The sequence below is a fragment of the Curtobacterium sp. MMLR14_002 genome (assembly GCF_001864975.1).
GTDB classification, from domain to species: domain Bacteria; phylum Actinomycetota; class Actinomycetes; order Actinomycetales; family Microbacteriaceae; genus Curtobacterium; species Curtobacterium flaccumfaciens.
The window spans coordinates 367,459-384,266 of record NZ_MJGT01000001.1; the positions used below are offsets into that span (position 1 = coordinate 367,459).

Annotated in this window: 12 protein-coding genes; 6 read left to right on the forward strand and 6 right to left on the reverse strand. The window is 70.5% G+C overall.

What is annotated here, in order from left to right; genetic code table 11:
• Window positions 1-67: 67 nt before the first annotated feature.
• Both BIU91_RS01795 and zapE read right to left on the reverse strand, forming a co-directional pair.
• The gene (locus BIU91_RS01795) at window positions 68-1,342 is read right to left on the reverse strand and encodes an ammonium transporter (RefSeq protein WP_071403940.1); all 1,275 of its coding nucleotides are present in this window, start codon (window positions 1,340-1,342) and stop codon (window positions 68-70) included.
• A gap of 210 nt (window positions 1,343-1,552) precedes the next feature.
• Entirely contained in the window at window positions 1,553-2,503 is a 951-nt protein-coding gene (gene zapE / locus BIU91_RS01800) for a cell division protein ZapE (protein ID WP_253183663.1), read from the reverse strand.
• 227 nt (window positions 2,504-2,730) lie between these two features.
• Here zapE and BIU91_RS01805 point away from each other — a divergent pair, with 227 nt between their 5' ends.
• Window positions 2,731-3,642 carry a sulfurtransferase gene (locus BIU91_RS01805; RefSeq protein ID WP_071403942.1) on the forward strand — a complete coding sequence of 304 codons (912 nt, stop codon included), beginning with the start codon at window positions 2,731-2,733 and terminating at the stop codon, window positions 3,640-3,642.
• Window positions 3,639-4,097, forward strand: coding sequence for a SufE family protein (locus BIU91_RS01810; protein WP_027465483.1), 459 nt, complete (start codon window positions 3,639-3,641; stop codon window positions 4,095-4,097). The genes BIU91_RS01805 and BIU91_RS01810 overlap by 4 nt, the downstream gene beginning before the upstream one ends.
• A gap of 72 nt (window positions 4,098-4,169) precedes the next feature.
• On the opposite strand, the gene BIU91_RS01815 is transcribed toward BIU91_RS01810, so the two are convergent.
• On the reverse strand, window positions 4,170-5,393 hold the full coding sequence (locus BIU91_RS01815; protein WP_071403943.1) for an alpha/beta fold hydrolase: 1,224 nt from the start codon (window positions 5,391-5,393) through the stop codon (window positions 4,170-4,172).
• Window positions 5,394-5,416: 23 nt separating this feature from the next.
• Here BIU91_RS01815 and BIU91_RS01820 point away from each other — a divergent pair, with 23 nt between their 5' ends.
• The 4 genes from BIU91_RS01820 to BIU91_RS01835 all read left to right on the forward strand — a co-directional run bounded on the left by BIU91_RS01820 (window position 5,417) and on the right by BIU91_RS01835 (window position 10,792).
• A complete protein-coding gene (locus BIU91_RS01820; protein WP_017886108.1) occupies window positions 5,417-5,998 on the forward strand; it encodes a DUF3000 domain-containing protein in 582 nt (193 codons plus the stop codon).
• 125 nt (window positions 5,999-6,123) lie between these two features.
• A complete protein-coding gene (locus tag BIU91_RS01825) occupies window positions 6,124-7,305 on the forward strand; it encodes an HRDC domain-containing protein (RefSeq protein ID WP_071404018.1) in 1,182 nt (393 codons plus the stop codon).
• A 128-nt stretch (window positions 7,306-7,433) separates the two neighbouring features.
• The gene (locus BIU91_RS01830; RefSeq protein ID WP_027465475.1) at window positions 7,434-8,651 is read left to right on the forward strand and encodes a thiolase family protein; all 1,218 of its coding nucleotides are present in this window, start codon (window positions 7,434-7,436) and stop codon (window positions 8,649-8,651) included.
• 2 nt (window positions 8,652-8,653) lie between these two features.
• Window positions 8,654-10,792 carry a 3-hydroxyacyl-CoA dehydrogenase NAD-binding domain-containing protein gene (locus BIU91_RS01835; protein ID WP_071403944.1) on the forward strand — a complete coding sequence of 713 codons (2,139 nt, stop codon included), beginning with the start codon at window positions 8,654-8,656 and terminating at the stop codon, window positions 10,790-10,792.
• A gap of 151 nt (window positions 10,793-10,943) precedes the next feature.
• On the opposite strand, the gene BIU91_RS01840 is transcribed toward BIU91_RS01835, so the two are convergent.
• The 3 genes from BIU91_RS01840 to acnA form a co-directional block, all read right to left on the reverse strand.
• Window positions 10,944-11,678 (reverse strand): hypothetical protein, encoded by a 735-nt coding sequence (locus BIU91_RS01840; RefSeq protein WP_171907750.1) that lies wholly within the window; start codon window positions 11,676-11,678, stop codon window positions 10,944-10,946.
• A gap of 165 nt (window positions 11,679-11,843) precedes the next feature.
• Window positions 11,844-13,781 carry a 1-deoxy-D-xylulose-5-phosphate synthase gene (dxs, locus tag BIU91_RS01845; protein WP_071403946.1) on the reverse strand — a complete coding sequence of 646 codons (1,938 nt, stop codon included), beginning with the start codon at window positions 13,779-13,781 and terminating at the stop codon, window positions 11,844-11,846.
• A 109-nt stretch (window positions 13,782-13,890) separates the two neighbouring features.
• Window positions 13,891-16,707: an aconitate hydratase AcnA gene (gene acnA / locus BIU91_RS01850; RefSeq protein WP_027465472.1), complete on the reverse strand. Its 2,817-nt coding sequence runs from the start codon at window positions 16,705-16,707 to the stop codon at window positions 13,891-13,893.
• Window positions 16,708-16,808 lie beyond the last annotated feature (101 nt).

Sequence of the window (16,808 nt, forward strand, 5' to 3'; positions counted from 1 at the left end):
GCAACGACGACGGGCCCCGCGCTGCTGTGTGCGCGGGGCCCGTCGTCGTGCGGGTGGTGCCTGGTGACTAGCGGACGCTGACCGGGCTGTCGTCGGTCTGCTCGTAGAGGACGTAGCCCTCTTCGCCGTGGACCGCGGTGTCGATGCCGGCGACCTCGTCCTCGGTCTTGACGCGGAAGCCCATCGTCTTCTCGATGGCGAACCCGATGACCAGGGCGAGCACGAACGAGTAGACGCCGACGGCGAGGGCCGCCACGGCCTGCTTGCCGAGCTGCTCGAACGAGCCGGAGTAGATCAGGCCGGTGTCGTTGGCGAAGAAGCCGAGGAACAGCGTGCCGAAGATGCCGCCGACCAGGTGGACGCCGACCACGTCGAGCGAGTCGTCGAAGCCCAGGCGGTACTTCCAGTCGATCGCGAAGCAGCAGACGATACCGGCGAGGAAGCCGAGCAGGATGCCCCAGCCCGGGGTCAGCGCGGCACAGGCCGGGGTGATCGCGACGAGGCCGGTGACGGCACCCGATGCGGCACCGACGGAGGTGGCCTTGCCGTCCTTGAGCTTCTCGATGAGCAGCCAGCCGAGGATGGCGGCGGCCGGGGCGGCGAGGGTGTTCACCCAGGCGATCGCGGCGATGCCGTCAGCGGCGCCCTCGGAGCCGGCGTTGAAGCCGAACCAGCCGAACCACAGGATGGCGGCACCGAGCAGGACGAAGGGCGGGTTGTGCGGCTTGTGCGCGCCCTTGGCGAAGCCGACGCGCTTGCCGAGGACGATCGCCAGGGCGAGACCCGCTGCACCGGCGTTGATGTGCACCGCTGTGCCACCGGCGAAGTCGATGACGCCCCACGTGGCGGCCCAGCCCGAGGTCAGGTTGAAGACCCACGAGGCGACCGGGAAGTAGACGACCGTGACCCAGACGCCGGCGAAGACCATCCACGCGCCGAACTTGGCGCGGTCGGCGATGGCACCGGAGATGAGCGCGACGGTGATGATCGCGAACGTCGCCTGGAACCCGACGAAGGCCATCGACGGGTACGCCGCCTGGATGTTCGAGGACTGCGCTTCCTCGAAGGCCTGGCCGAGGCCGATCTGGTTCCAGTCGATGCTGAAGAACCCGACCACACCGGAGACCGCCGTGCCGTCGCCGTGGTTGGCGAAGGCGATCGCGTAGCCGTAGACCACCCAGAGCACGCTCACGAGCGCGATCGCACCGAACGACATCATCATCATGGAGATGACGGACTTGGCCTTCACCAAGCCGCCGTAGAAGAAGGCCAGGCCGGGTGTCATGAACAACACCAGCGCAGCCATCACCAACACGAACGTCGTGTTGCCCTGATCAAGCATCTGCTCACCTCTCGATTGCACGAGCGGCTCTTGGACCGCCTCGGGTGTCACAGAGTCTGGCGAGGCGAGGTTTCACGAGGGAGCACGAACTGTTTCGCGGATGTAACGCGACCGCGCCGTTTGTAAACGTCGTGTTTCCAGCGGCCCGATGTCCCCTGCGCGAGGGGCAGGAGACCGCCGTGGACAGATCGGTCTGACGGCGAGCGACGCTCAGGCGCGGGTGAGCGCCACCACGCGGGACGCCGCGCGCAGGTACTTCTTGCGGTACCCGCCCTCGAGCATCACGTCGGGGTACACCTGGTCGAGCGGCGTGCCCGACGCGACGATGCGCACCTGCGCGTCGTACAGCCGGTCCACCAGGGCGACCCAGCGCAGCGCGTCGGTCTGGTCGGTGAACGCCCGGACGTCGGTGAGCCCGACGGCGTCGAGGTCCTCGACCAGCGCGACGTACTTCGACGGGTGCACGGAACCCAGGTGCGCGACCACCGCACCGAAGTCGTCGAGCGTCACGGAGCCGGACGGCAGCGCGGCGGGCACGTCGGACACCACCTGCGCCGACTCGTCCACGGCACGTCGGCGGTAGTCGAGGCCGTCGATGCGCATGGTGTCGAAGCGGTCCGACATCGCCTGGATCTCGCGCAGGAAGTCCTGCGCGGCGAAGCGTCCCTCACCCAGGGCGCCCGGGGGCGTGTTCGACGTCGCGGCGAAGCGGGTGCCGGTCTCGGTCAGCTCCTTGATGAGCCGGGTCATCACCATCGTGTCGCCCGGGTCGTCGAGCTCGAACTCGTCGATGCACACCAGCGCGGTGCCGCGGAGCAGGTCGACGGCCCCCTGGAACCCCAGGGCGCCCACGAGCGCGGTGTACTCGATGAAGGTGCCGAACGTCTTCCGGCCGGTGGCCGCGTGGTAGGCGGCTGCGAGCAGGTGGGTCTTGCCGACACCGAACCCGCCGTCCAGGTACACGCCGGACTTCGCCGCGGGTTCCGCCGCCTGCTTCCGACGCCCGAACAGCCCGCGCCGCGGAGCCTCCGCCGGACCGGCGGCCACGAACGCGGCGACGGCATCGCGGACCGAGGCCTGCGAGTCGTAGTCCGGGTCCGGCCGGTACGAGTCGAACGACGCGTCCGTGAACTGCGGCGGGGGCACGAGCGCCGCAGCCATCTGCTGCGGCGTCACCTGGGGATCACGGTCGACGAGGTGAGCGGGCAATCGGGGAACCCTTCCGGGAAGCATGTCGTGGGGTGTCACGTTGCGTCAGGAGCACGGTACGTCCGCGTACCGTTGCCCACAGGCACCGACGCCCGATCCTAGTCCGGCGCCGGCAGCACGCACCCGGGCACCAAGCCCGCCCCGCACCACGCTCCCCCGCACCCCTGGAGGTACCCCCGATGACCGCACCGGTCGACCCGTCCGAGAAGTTCGCCGCCTACGCGCACCCGGAGCGCCTCGTCTCCACCGAGTGGCTGCAGGAGCAACTCGACGCCGGGGCCGGCGCGCCCGACCTGGTGGTCGTCGAGTCCGACGAGGACGTCCTGCTCTACGAGACGGGCCACATCCCGGGCGCCGTGAAGATCGACTGGCACACCGACCTCAACGACCCGGTGCAGCGCGACTACATCGACGGCGCCGCGTTCGCCGAACTCCTCGGCGGCAAGGGCATCGGCCGCGACACCACCGTCGTGATCTACGGCGACAAGAACAACTGGTGGGCGGCGTACGCCCTCTGGGTGTTCACCCTGTTCGGCCACGAGGACGTCCGCCTGCTCGACGGCGGTCGCGGCAAGTGGATCGCCGAGGACCGCGCCCTGACCACCGACGAGACCCCCGTCACGCCCGTCGAGTACCCCGTCGTCGAGCGCCACGACGAGGCCGTCCGCGCCTTCAAGGACGACGTCCTCGCCCACCTCGGCAAGCCGCTCATCGACGTCCGCAGCGCCCCCGAGTACAGCGGGGAGCGCACGACCGCGCCCGACTACCCGGAAGAGGGTGCGCTGCGCGGCGGCCACGTCCCCACCGCCGTGAACATCCCCTGGGCGACGGCCGCCGCCCCCGACGGCACCTTCAAGACGCGCGACGAGCTCGACGCCGTCTACCGTGACGGCGCCGGCATCGGTGACGCCGACGAGGTCATCGCCTACTGCCGCATCGGTGAGCGCTCGAGCCACACCTGGTTCGTCCTGCAGCACCTGCTCGGCTACGACAACGTCCGCAACTACGACGGCTCGTGGACCGAGTGGGGCAGCGCCGTCCGCGTCCCCATCGTGCAGGGATCCGAGCCGGGTACTGTTCCGAACCGATGAACGCCAGCACCGACGCACCACTCCCCGCCACCCTCGCCGAGATCCGCGACGACTTCCTCGCCCTGGGCCAGAAGGACCGCCTGCAGCTCCTGCTCGAGTTCTCGAACGAGCTGCCCGCGCTGCCCGAACGCCTGCAGGGGCACGAGGACGAGCTCGAACGCGTCGAGGAGTGCCAGTCCCCCGTCTTCATCACGGTGACGGTGGGCGAGGACGGCGACGCCCCGGACGTGGTCCGGATGCACGCCACCGCCCCGCGCGAGGCGCCGACCACCCGCGGCTTCGCCTCGATCCTGGCACAGGGACTGTCCGGCCTGACCGTCGAGCAGGTGCTCGCCGTCCCGACGGACTACCCGTTGACCATCGGCCTGTCCGAGGCGGTCAGCCCCCTGCGGATCCGCGGCATGGTGGGCATGCTCGGCCGCGTCCAGCGGCAGGTGCAGGCGGCGGTCGCGTAGACGCGACCCACTGACGGACGGGAGGCGCGGTGCCAGCTGGCACCGCGCCTCCCGTCCGTCCTTCGGTCGTGTCTACCGCGCGCTGGCCGCCCCGCGCCGCTGGACCACCTCGGTCAGCCACGCGAGGATCCGGGCATCGAACCAGTCGGCGTCGTGGTTCCAGAGCTTGGTGTGCCGGGCCGTGGTCTGGATCTCGAGCCGCACCAGGTCGGGCCTTGCGCGGGCCAGGTCGTGCGAGGCCGAGGACGGCACGAAGCCGTCGTCGTCGCTGTGCAGCAGCAGGATCGGCACCGTGAGCTCGTCGGAGCGCGTCACCATGTCGAGCTCGCGCAGGTCGACGGGCTGCTGGAGCCCGGCGAGCCGGTACAGCACCGGCGTGCGGAGCAGCCGCTGCGCGACCTTGCGGACCGGACGTGGCAGACGCAGGAGCTGGCTCTGCGACTTCAGCACCGCGTGCCAGTCGACCACCGGGGACTCGAGGACCACCCCGTCGACCAGACCGGCGAAGCGCGAGCGGAGCAGGGTCTGCAGCACGACGGCGCCGCCCATCGACCAGCCCATCAGCACGACGCTCTGGGCGTCCTGCGCGGTGAGCCAGCGGAGGACGGAGTCGATGTCCTCCCACTCGGTGCTGCCGAGGCCGTAGCGGCCGTCGACGCTCGGTGGGGCGACGCCGTCGTTCCGCCACGAGGCGAGCACGACCGAGTACCCGGCGGCGCGGAAGACGGGGACGGCGCGGATCGTCTCGGCACGGGTCACACCGCGGCCGTGCACCAGGACGGCCCACGGCGCTGCCGGGTCGTCGGCGCGGACGACCCAGGCGGGGGCGGGGCCGTTCGGGGTGGGGATGTCGACGTCCTCGACGGGCACGTCGAGCTCGCCGGGGGTCAGGTAGAACCAGCCACCCCAGCGACCGCGACGGGCGGCGGTGGGGTCGCCGGCGTCGATCGCGATGATGCGGCGCGTGACGGTGGTGTCGGTCGTGCCGAGGACCTCGCCGACGCGCATGTGGCCGGTGCCGCCGCCGAACCAGAGCGAGTAGCGGCCCTGCAGCTCGGTGTCGGCGGTGCGCTCGATCGTGACGGTCTTCCGGACCGGGTCGACGGCGTGGATCGGGACGCGTTCGTTGCGCTTGCGGTCGGGGGTGACGACGGCACGGGCGACGGCGGCGACGAAGCCACCGATGACGGCCGTCCCCACCGCGGCAGCTGCCAGACCGGCGCCGAGTGCGATGAACCCGGCCGATCGAGCGGTCTCCTGGACGACGTCCTCGGCGGGTCGCGCGGATCGGGACATGGCCCGGAGCCTAGTCTGCATGTGTGTCCGAAACCCGAGAGCCCGACGCCTTCGCGCGGCTCCGCGCGTTCGTGTCCGGCGGCAGCGGCCGTGCCGAGACCACCGTCACCGAGATCCCCTCGCCGACCCGGATCGCACCGTTCTCGATCGCCCTGGCGGCGGACGTGTCCGGCACCGCGCACGGCGTCGAGTCGGACCTGGGGACCGGTCGGTTCATCGCCCTGTACGACCCGGAAGAACCCGAGGGCTGGGGCGGCGCGTTCCGCGTCGTCTCGTTCGCCCAGGCGCCGCTCGAGCCGGAGATCGGGGTCGACGAGTTCGTCGCCGACGTCACCTGGAGCTGGCTCGTCGACGCGCTCGAGTCGCACGGTGCGACGTACGACCACGCCTCGGGCACGGCCACCAAGATCATCTCGCGCGGGTACGGCGACCTCGCCGCACAGGGCGACGGCGCCCAGCTGGAACTCCGCGCGTCGTGGACACCACGCGGCGACGACCTCACCGCACACGTCCGGGCCTGGCAGGACATCGTCGCCATGCTCGCCGGTCTGCCGCCCGCATCGGACGGCGTGACCCTGCTGGCCCCGAGGAGGCTCGCCAAGTGACCGACCCCGCTCCCCAGGACGCCGCTGGATCGACCGGCCCGGCTGCGTCCGCAGCCACGGCTGCCGGCTCGACTGCTCCCGCTGCCAGCCCCGCCTTCGAGGCATCGCACGACGCCGTCAAGGTCATCGACACGCGCGAGGACTACCTCGAGGCGGTCGCCGCCATCGCCGCCGGCCACGGCCCCGTCGCGGTCGACGCCGAGCGCGCCAGCGGCTACCGCTACTCGCAGCGCGCCTACCTGATCCAGGTGTTCCGCCGCGGTGCCGGAGCGTTCCTGTTCGACCCGATCCCGATCGGCGACTTCTCGGAGCTGCAGGCCGCCATCGTCGACGAGGAGTGGCTGTTCCACGCCGCCTCGCAGGACCTGCCGTGCCTGCAGGAGGTCGGCCTCGTCCCGACGCGCATCTTCGACACCGAGCTCGGCGCTCGCATCGCCGGGTTCCCCCGCGTCGGCCTCGGCGCCGTCGTCGAGCAGCTGCTCGGCATCACCCTGGCCAAGGCGCACTCGGCCGCCGACTGGTCGACCCGTCCCCTGCCGCAGTCGTGGCTCGTCTACGCGTCGCTCGACGTCGAGCTGCTGCCCGACCTCCGCGACGCCCTCGCCGAGAAGCTCGACGAGGCGGGCAAGACCCGGATCGCCAAGGAGGAGTTCGACGCGGTCCTGCACCGCGCGCCGAAGCCCGCCCGTGCCGAGCCCTGGCGTCGCCTGTCCGGCATGCACGCGCTCCGCGGTGCGCGAGCGCTGGCGATCGCCCGGTCGCTCTGGCTCGCCCGTGACGAGTACGCCCGCCAGGCGGACATCGCCCCCGGGCGCACGATCCCCGACTCGGCGATCGTCGCCGCTGCGGCCGCTGCACCCGAGTCCCGCGCCGAACTCGGTGCGCTGAAGACGTTCACGGGCCGCGCCAGCCGTTCCGAGCTCGACCGCTGGTGGGCCGCCGTCGAGGAAGGTCGCACCACCGAGGACCTCCCCCGTCTCCGCGGTGCCGGCGAGGCCACCCTGCCCCCGCCCCGCGCCTGGGCGGACCGCAACCCGGCCGCCGACCGCCGGTACAAGGCCGCGCGCGCCGCGGTCACGAAGCGTGCCGAGGAGCTCGACATCCCGCTCGAGAACCTGCTCACGCCGGAGACGCTCCGGCTCGTGTCGTGGGCCCCGCCGTCGCCGCCGTCGACCGAACTGGTCGGCGCCGCCCTCGCCGAGCACGACGCCCGCCCGTGGCAGGTCGAGGAACTCGCGTCGATCATCGCCTCGGCCTTTGTGGCTGCTGCACAGCGGCCCGCGGCGACGAACGACGACGAGTCGTAGGAACTGCCCAACCGGCATGCGGCCGCCCAGGCTGGGGGCATAGCGTCGGGAGGGTCGCCGGGCGAGGCCCGGCCAGGCCGGAGCGACCTGCGTTCCGGCCCGATCGATGAGGATCTGGGAGGCCCGGATTGCCAAAGGCATCAGACGTCGTGTTCGTGGACGGCGTTCGCACACCGTTCGGACGAGCAGGCGAGAAGGGGGTGTTCTGGAAGACCCGGTCCGACGACCTCGCGGTGCACGCGATGCGCGGACTGCTCGACCGGAACGCCTTCGACACCGCAGCGGTGGACGACGTCGCCGTCGCGGCCACCACGCAGCAGGGTGACCAGGGGCTGACGCTCGGGCGCACGGTCGGCATGCTCGCTGGTCTGCCGAAGTCGGTGCCCGGGTACGCGATCGACCGTATGTGCGCCGGTGCCATGACGAGCGTCACGACGCTCGCCGGCGCCATCGCCTTCGGCGCCGCCGACATCGCGATCGCCGGTGGCGTCGAGCACATGGGCCGGCACCCGATGGGCTTCAACGCCGACCCGAACCCGCGCTTCGTCGCGGAGCGCATGGTCTCGAGCGACGCCCTCGTCATGGGTGCCACCGCCGAGCGCCTGCACGACCGCTTCCCCGCGATCACGAAGGACCGCACGGACGCCTACGCCGTCCAGTCCCAGCAGCGCTACGCCGCCGCCTGGGCGAACGGCAAGCTCCAGCCGGACGTGATCCCGGTCGAGGTCAACAAGGGCGACGGCTGGGACGTCGTCAGCACCGACGAGCCGCCGCGGCCGGGGACCACCCTGGAGGCGCTGGCCGCGTTGAAGACGCCGTTCCGGCCCCACGGACGGGTCACCGCCGGCAACGCCGCCGGTCTGAACGACGGTGCGACCATGAGCCTGCTCGCGTCCGAGGACGGTGCGAAGCAGCACGGGCTGTCGACGAAGATGCGCATGGTCTCGTTCGCCTTCGCCGGTGTCGAGCCCGAGGTCATGGGCGTCGGACCGGTCCCCGCGACCGACAAGGCCCTGTCGAAGGCCGGCCTGTCGATCGACGACATCGGCCTGTTCGAGATCAACGAGGCGTTCGCCGTCCAGGTGCTCGCGTTCCTCGACAACTACGGCATCGCCCAGGACTCCCCGAACGTGAACGCCTGGGGCGGCGCGATCGCCGTCGGCCACCCGCTCGCGTCGAGTGGTGTCCGGCTGATGAACCAGCTCGCCGCACAGTTCGCCGAGCGACCGGACGTCAAGTACGGCATCACCACGATGTGCATCGGGCTCGGCCAGGGCGGCACCGTCATCTGGGAGAACCCGAACCACAGCAAGTCGGCCGAGCGTTCGGCTCGGAAGGGGGCGTGACCATGACCATCGTCGACAACGACCGACTGGCCGAACTCAGCGAGGACGAGGTCGTCACGCACTCGTTCGTCAAGCACGTCACGATGCCCTCGGGTGGCACGCTGGCGCTCATCACGCTCGACAACGGCAAGGACTACAAGCGGCCGAACACCCTCGGGCCCCGCACGCTCCGTGAGCTGTCCGGCGTGCTCGACACCCTGAAGACCGAGGCCGCCGCGGGCACGATCCAGGGCGTCGCGATCACCGGCAAGGAGTACTGCTTCGCGGCCGGGGCCGACCTGTCCCAGGCAGCCGCAGTCCCGTCGCGCGAGGCCGCCCACGACCTGGCCGCGCTCGGGCACGCCACGCTCCGCAAGTTCGCCGACCTCGGGGTGCCGTCGTTCGCGTTCGTGAACACCCTGGCGCTCGGTGGTGGGCTCGAGATCGCCCTGCACTGCACCTACCGGGCGTTCTCGTCCGCGGCGCAGGGCATCGGCCTGCCCGAGGTGTTCCTCGGCATCATCCCCGGCTGGGGCGGCGCGACGCTGCTCCCCCGCCTGATCGGACCGGAGCGCGCGCTCCGCGTCATCGTCGAGAACCCGCTCAAGAACAACCGCCTGATGGACGGTCCGGCCGCGGTCGAGATCGGCATCGGCGACGTGCTCGTCCCGTCCGTCACGTTCCTGCCCTCGGCCGTGGCATGGGCGGACGGCGTCATCACCGGAACGACCAAGGTGGTGCGGAAGAACGAGCCGGGCATGCTCGAGAAGGCCGCATGGGGCACCGTCGTCAAGGTCGCCCGCGGACAGGTCGCGTCGAAGATCGGCACCGTGCCGAAGTCGCCGTTCCGGGCGCTCGACCTCGTCGCGGCCGCCAAGTCGGGTTCGCTCGACGAACGCTTCGCCGACGAGGACGAGGCCCTCGCCGACCTCATCTCGGGCGACCAGTTCGCCGCGTCGATGTACGCCTTCGACCTCGTGCAGAAGCGTGCAAAGAAGCCCGTCGGCGCTCCCGAGGGCGTCGAACCGAAGAAGATCACGAAGGTCGGCGTCCTCGGCGCCGGGCTGATGGCGTCGCAGTTCGCGCTGCTGTTCGCCCGACGTCTGGGCGTCCCCGTCGTCATCACCGACGTCGACCAGTCCCGTGTGGACGCCGGCGTCGAGCGGATCCGCGGCGAGGTCGCGAAGCTGCTCGACAAGGGCCGGATCTCCCCCGACGACGCGAACCGCATCGCGGCACTCGTCAGCGGGTCGGTGTCCTACGACGCCTTCGCCGACGCCGACTGGGTGATCGAGGCCGTCTTCGAGGAGATGACCGTGAAGCAGGAGGTCCTCCGGAAGATCGAGCAGGTCATCGCACCGGACGCCATCCTCGCCACGAACACGTCGTCGCTCTCCGTCGACGAGATGGCATCGGTCCTCACCAACCCGGAGCGACTCGTCGGCTTCCACTTCTTCAACCCGGTCGCGGTCATGCCGCTGCTCGAGGTGGTGCGTGCGCCGAAGACCTCGGACGAGGCCCTCGTCACGGCCCTCGCCGTCGCGAAGACCCTGAAGAAGACCGCGATCATCACCGCGGACCAGCCGGGCTTCGTCGTCAACCGGGTGCTCGCCCGGGTGCTCGGCGAGGCGATGCGCGGCGTCGAGGAAGGGACCTCGTTCGACACCGTCGCCCAGGGTGCCGCACCGCTCGGCCTGCCGATGTCGCCGTTCGAGCTGCTCGAGCTCGTCGGGCTGCCGGTCGGCGCGCACGTGCTCGATTCGCACCACGCGGCCTGGCCGGAGCGCTTCTACCCCGGTGACGGGCTGAAGAAGATCGCCGAGCACGGGACGATCCTGACCCGCGACAAGAAGGGCAACGCGACCGGGTACGACCCCGCCGCCGTGAAGCTCGTCGCGCCGTCCAAGAAGGACGCGAAGCCGGTCGACGCCGCCGAGATGCAGCGCCGGTTCGAGGACGCCCTGGCCGACGAGCTGCACCGCATGCTCGAGGACCGGGTCGTCGAGCACGTCGAGGAGATCGACCTCGGGCTCATCCTCGGTGCCGGCTACCCGTTCCAGGCCGGTGGGATCAGCCCGTACCTCGACCGCTCCGGTGCGTCCGAGCGGGTCTTCGGCGGCACGTTCCACGAGCCCCGGATCGTCGGCCCCGCTTCCCGCTAGAGCCGACTCGGTCTCGAAGGCGGCACCGCCGCACAACCAAAGTCACCCCGAACCGCGGATCGCCGTGGTTCGGGGTGACTTTGATTGTGCGGCGCCGAGGCGTGCCACCGTCTCCGACAGCAGCCCGGGCGTCTGCTACCGTGCGCCGCCGTCAGCCACCGACGCAGTCGTTGCTGCCGCTGAAGCACGGTGGCACCGACGACCGGGGCGCCGGCGGATCGGGCGGCTCGTTGTCGTACGACGTGAAGTAGGCACCGCTGTGCGTCACGACGAGCACGTAGTCCGCCCCGCTCGCCCGCACGGCGTCGTCTCGTCCGTCGACACCGAGTCCCGGCGCGGACTGCACGACGGACGATCCGTCCGGTTGCCACAGTCCGAGGGACTGGTCCCAACCACGGACCCGGACGACGGCGAACCGGTCCTGGCCGACATCGCTGCCGAGTGCGATCGACTGCCGCCCACCGACATCGATCAAGGACGGTGTCGATCCGTCCGGCCGGATCGCCTGCGCCACGAGGTCCTCGTCGGTCAGGCCGCCTGCACGAAGCGCTGGGCCGACGATGCGCACCGCGTCGACCGGTGTGGTCGCACCGTCGATCGTGTAGACCGCTCCGGCGTCGATCCGGCACGTGGTTCCTGCAGCGGGCTGGAAGAAGCCGGAGTTGCTCGCGTGCCCGCAGGAGTCGGTCCAGGTGGCATCGACCCGGTGGACCGCTTCCCCGCCATCCCAGTCGATCACGCGGTGCATCGTCTGTCTGGCACCGACCCGGGCATCAGCACCGAGCTCCGGCGCGACCGAACCGTCGTTCATCGCCGAACACGCCGAAGTCAGCGCCAACACGGCGAGGCAGAGCCCCACCGTCACCGTCCTGAGCCCGCGTCGCATGTGGCGATCCTGCCAGACGTCCCCGTGGCACATGCCCCTCGCGGCATGGCAGCACGGCGGCAAGGCGGCCTCCCACCGAACCAGGTGCCGGACACAGCACCGCGGAGGAACGTGGTGCCGTGTCCGGAACCTGGTTCCGAGCGGTCAGCCGTCAGCCGTCAGGCGTCAGCGGTCGGACGCCGCCGACTCGCGGGACCGCGCGGGCTTCGCCTGCGGCAACTTCGTCCCGACGACCTGGTCGATGACGTCGCGGGCGATGGCCTGCGCCGTCAGCCCTGCGTCGGCGAGGATCTGCGACCGGGTCGCGTGGTCGATGAACGCGTCGGGCAGCCCGAGCTCGTTCACCCCGGTGTCGACCCCGGCGGCACGGAGGTCCTGCCGCAGCCGGGTCCCGACGCCGCCGACCCGCACGCCGTCCTCGATGGTGATCACGAGTCGGTGCGTCCGCGACAGCTCGATCAGCGACGCGGGGATCGGGACCACCCAGCGCGGGTCCACGACGGTGACGCCGATGCCCTGCGCCTCGAGCAGCGCCGCGGCCTCGAGTGCCACCGGCACCATCGACCCGACGGCGACGAAGAGCACGTCCTCGACGTCGTCCGCGGCTGCGTGCAGGACGTCCACGCCATCCGAGAGACGACGGACCGCGGGGATGTCCGGCCCGACCTGCCCCTTCGACCACCGCAGCACGGTGGGGGCGTCGTCGACGGCGATCGCCTCGCGGAACTCCTCGCGCAGGGTCGCAGCATCGCGGGGCGCGGCGATCCGGATCCCCGGCACGACCTGCAGCAGCGCGAGGTCCCACATGCCGTGGTGCGAGGGGCCGTCCGGGCCGGTGATCCCGGCACGGTCGAGCACGAACGTCACGCCGGCCTTGTGCAGGGCGACATCCATCAGGACCTGGTCGAACGCGCGGTTCAGGAAGGTCGCGTAGAGCGCCACCACGGGGTGGAGTCCCCCGTAGGCCAGGCCCGCGGCGGTCGTCACGGCGTGCTGCTCGGCGATGCCGACGTCGTAGACCCGGTCGGGGTGCTGCTCCTGGAACAGGTGGAGCCCGGTCGGCCGGAGCATCGCCGCCGTGATGGCGACGATCCGGGGATCCGAGGCGCCGGCATCGGCCAAGGAGGACGCGAACACCGAGGTCCACGACGGGCCCGATGCGGCGTCGAGCGACTCCCCCGTCTCCGGGTCGATGTGCCCGACGGCGTGGAACTGGTCGGCCTGGTCGCGCAGGGCGGGCTCGAAGCCGTGGCCCTTCTCGGTGATCGCGTGCACGATCACGGGAGCGCCGTACTCCTTCGCCTGCCGGAGTGCTGCCTCCATCGCCTGCTGGTCGTGCCCGTTCACCGGGCCGATGTACTTGATGTCGAGGTTCGAGTACAGCGCCTCGTTGTTCGTCAGCCGCGACAGGAAGCCGTGCAGGCCCCCGCGCATGCCCCGGTACACCGCACGGCCCGGAGCGCCGAACCGCGCCGCCACGGCCTGCGTGCCCTCGTACAGGGCGCGGTACTCGCGGCGGGTGCGCACGGAGCTGAGGAACCGCGCCATGCCACCGATCGTCGGGGCGTACGAGCGGCCGTTGTCGTTGACGACGATGACCAGTCGACGGTCGTTGTCGTCGGAGATGTTGTTGAGCGCCTCCCACGTCATCCCGCCGGTGAGGGCGCCGTCCCCGACCACCGCGACGACGGTGCGGTCGGTCTGCCCGGTCTGCCCGAACGCGCGGGAGATGCCGTCAGCCCACGACAGCGACGACGACGCGTGCGAGGACTCGACGATGTCGTGCTCGGACTCGCTCCGCTGCGGGTAGCCGGCGATGCCACCGCGTTCGCGCAGCTTCGAGAAGTCCTGGCGCCCCGTGACGAGCTTGTGCACGTACGACTGGTGCCCGGTGTCGAAGACGAACGGGTCGTTCGGCGAGTCGAACACGCGGTGCATCGCGAGCGTCAGCTCCACGACGCCCAGGTTCGGCCCGAGGTGCCCACCGGTCTTCGCGACCTCGGCGACCAGGAAGCGCCGGATCTCGGCGGCGAGGTCGGTCATCTGCGCGTCGGAGAGACGCTTCAGGTCGCGCGGCGACGTGATGCTGGCGAGCAGGCTCACGGGCGCTCCTTTCGTGGGGCTATCGGCCCACTCTATGCGCGGAACCGGCAGACGGACTGGAGGCGCGGTGCCAGCTGGCACCGCGCCTCCAGTCCGTATCCGGGTCGCGTCAGACGAGCGAGCGGAGCACGTACTGCAGGATGCCGCCGTTGCGGTAGTAGTCGGCCTCGCCGGGGGTGTCGATGCGGACGACCGCGTCGAACTCGATCGGCTGCTTGCCGGCCGGCGAGTGCTCGCTCGGCGTCGCGGTGACGTGCACCGTCTTCGGGGTGCGGCCCTCGTTCAGCTCGGTCAGCCCGGAGATCGAGACGACCTCGGTGCCGTCGAGCCCGAGGGACTCGACCGTCTCGCCCGCCGGGAACTGCAGCGGGACGACGCCCATGCCGATGAGGTTCGAGCGGTGGATCCGCTCGAAGCTCTCGGTGATGACCGCGCGGACACCGAGCAGGTTCGTGCCCTTGGCAGCCCAGTCACGGGACGAGCCGGAGCCGTACTCCTTGCCACCGAAGATGACGAGCGGGATGCCCTGCTCCTGGTAGTGCTGCGAGGCGTCGTAGATGAACGACTGCGCACCGTCCGGCGTCGTGAAGTCACGGGTGTACCCGCCCTCCACGCCGTCGAGCAGCTGGTTGCGCAGACGGATGTTCGCGAACGTGCCACGGATCATGACCTCGTGGTTGCCGCGACGCGAGCCGTAGGAGTTGAAGTCCTTGCGGTCGACGCCGTGCTCGGCGAGGTACTGGCCGGCGGGGCTGTCGGCCTTGATCGAACCGGCCGGCGAGATGTGGTCGGTCGTGACCGAGTCGCCGAGCTTCGCGAGCACCCGGGCGCCGGAGATGTCCGACACCGCGTCGGGCTGCATCGTCATGCCCTCGAAGTACGGGGGCTTCCGGACGTAGGTCGACTCCTGGTCCCACTCGAAGGTGTCACCCGTCGGGGTCGGCAGGTTCTTCCAGCGGTCGTCGCCCTCGAACACGGAGCCGTACTCGTGGGTGAACATCTCGGTGTCGATCGACTCGTCGATGACCTGCTGCACCTCGGCCGCGTCGGGCCAGATGTCGGTCAGGTAGACGTCGTTGCCGTCCTGGTCGGTGCCGAGGGCGTCCTTGTCGAAGTCGAAGTGCATCGACCCGGCGAGGGCGTAGGCGATGACCAGCGGCGGGGACGCCAGGTAGTTCATCTTGACGTCGGGGTTGATCCGGCCCTCGAAGTTGCGGTTGCCCGAGAGCACCGCGGTGACGGCGAGGTCGTTGTCCTGCACGGCCTGCGAGATCTCCTCGGGCAGCGGGCCCGAGTTGCCGATGCAGGTGGTGCAGCCGTAGCCGACCGTGTAGAAGCCGAGCTGCTCGAGGTAGGTGGTGAGACCGGCCTTCTCGTAGTAGTCGGTGACGACCTTCGACCCGGGCGCGAGGGTGGTCTTCACCCAGGGCTTCGCGGTGAGGCCCTTCTTCGCGGCGTTCCGGGCGAGGATGCCGGCGGCCATCATGACCGACGGGTTCGACGTGTTCGTGCACGAGGTGATCGCGGCGATCGCGACGGCACCGTGGTCGATGGTGAACGGGTCGGCCCCGTCCATCGCGACCTTCGTCGGCGCCGAGGCGGTCGACGGTGCGCTCGACACGTGCACGTGCTCGTGCAGCGCCGTGTCCTCGTTGGTCGAACCGGCGGCGATCGGGTCGGAGGCCGGGAACGTCTCCTCGACCGCGTCGTCGAGATCGGTCTGCTCGGACGGCGTCGTGTAGTTGTTCAGGTCGAGCTCGAACTGGCTCTTCGCGTTCGTGAGCTCGATGCGGTCCTGCGGACGCTTCGGGCCGGAGATGGACGGCACGACCGTGGAGAGGTCGAGCTCCATGTACTCGGAGTAGTTCGGCTCGACCGAGGCGTCGTGCCACAGGCCCTGGGCCTTGGAGTACGCCTCGACCAGGGCGATCTGTGCCTCGTCGCGACCGGTCAGCCGCAGGTAGTCCAGCGTGACGTCGTCGACCGGGAAGATCGCCGCCGTCGAACCGAACTCGGGCGACATGTTGCCGATGGTGGCGCGGTTGGCGAGCGGGACGGCGCCGACGCCCTCGCCGTAGAACTCGACGAACTTGCCGACGACGCCGTGCTTGCGGAGCTCCTGGGTGATGGTGAGCACCACGTCGGTCGCGGTCACGCCGGCCGGGATCTCACCGGAGAGCTTGAAGCCGACGACCTTCGGGATGAGCATCGACACGGGCTGGCCGAGCATCGCGGCCTCGGCCTCGATGCCACCGACGCCCCAGCCGAGCACGCCGAGGCCGTTCACCATCGTGGTGTGCGAGTCGGTACCGACCAGGGTGTCCGGGTACGCGTAGGTCTCGCCGTCGAAGTCACGCGTGTAGGTGACCTTCGCCAGGTACTCGATGTTGACCTGGTGGACGATGCCGGTGCCCGGCGGGACGACCTTGAAGTCCTCGAACGCGGTCTGGCCCCAGCGGAGGAACTGGTAGCGCTCACCGTTCCGCTCGTACTCCAGGTCCGTGTTGCGCTGCAGGGCGTCCGTGCTGCCGAACAGGTCGGCGATGACGGAGTGGTCGATGACCATCTCGGCCGGGGACAGCGGGTTGATCTTGTTCGGGTCGCCGCCGATGTCCGCCATGGCCTCGCGCATGGTGGCGAGGTCGACGATGCACGGCACACCCGTGAAGTCCTGCATGACGACGCGCGCCGGCGAGAACTGGATCTCGGTGTCGGGTTCCGCGTCGGGACGCCAGGAGCCGAGCGCCCGGATCTGTCCCTCGGTGACGTTCTTGCCGTCCTCGGTGCGGAGGAGGTTCTCGAGCAGCACCTTCAGGCTGTAGGGCAACTTCTCGTGCCCGGGAACCGAGTCGATCCGGTGGATCGCGTAGTCGACACCCCCAACCGACAGTGTGTCCTTCGAGCCGAAGCTATTGACTGCAGCCACCGTGCCGCCTCCCTACTGATCGGTTTGCCCTCATCCTCGCGGGCCGTGGACCGTCCCACCAGCAAGGCAAACCTAATCCCGAGGACGCGTGCGCGCCCTGC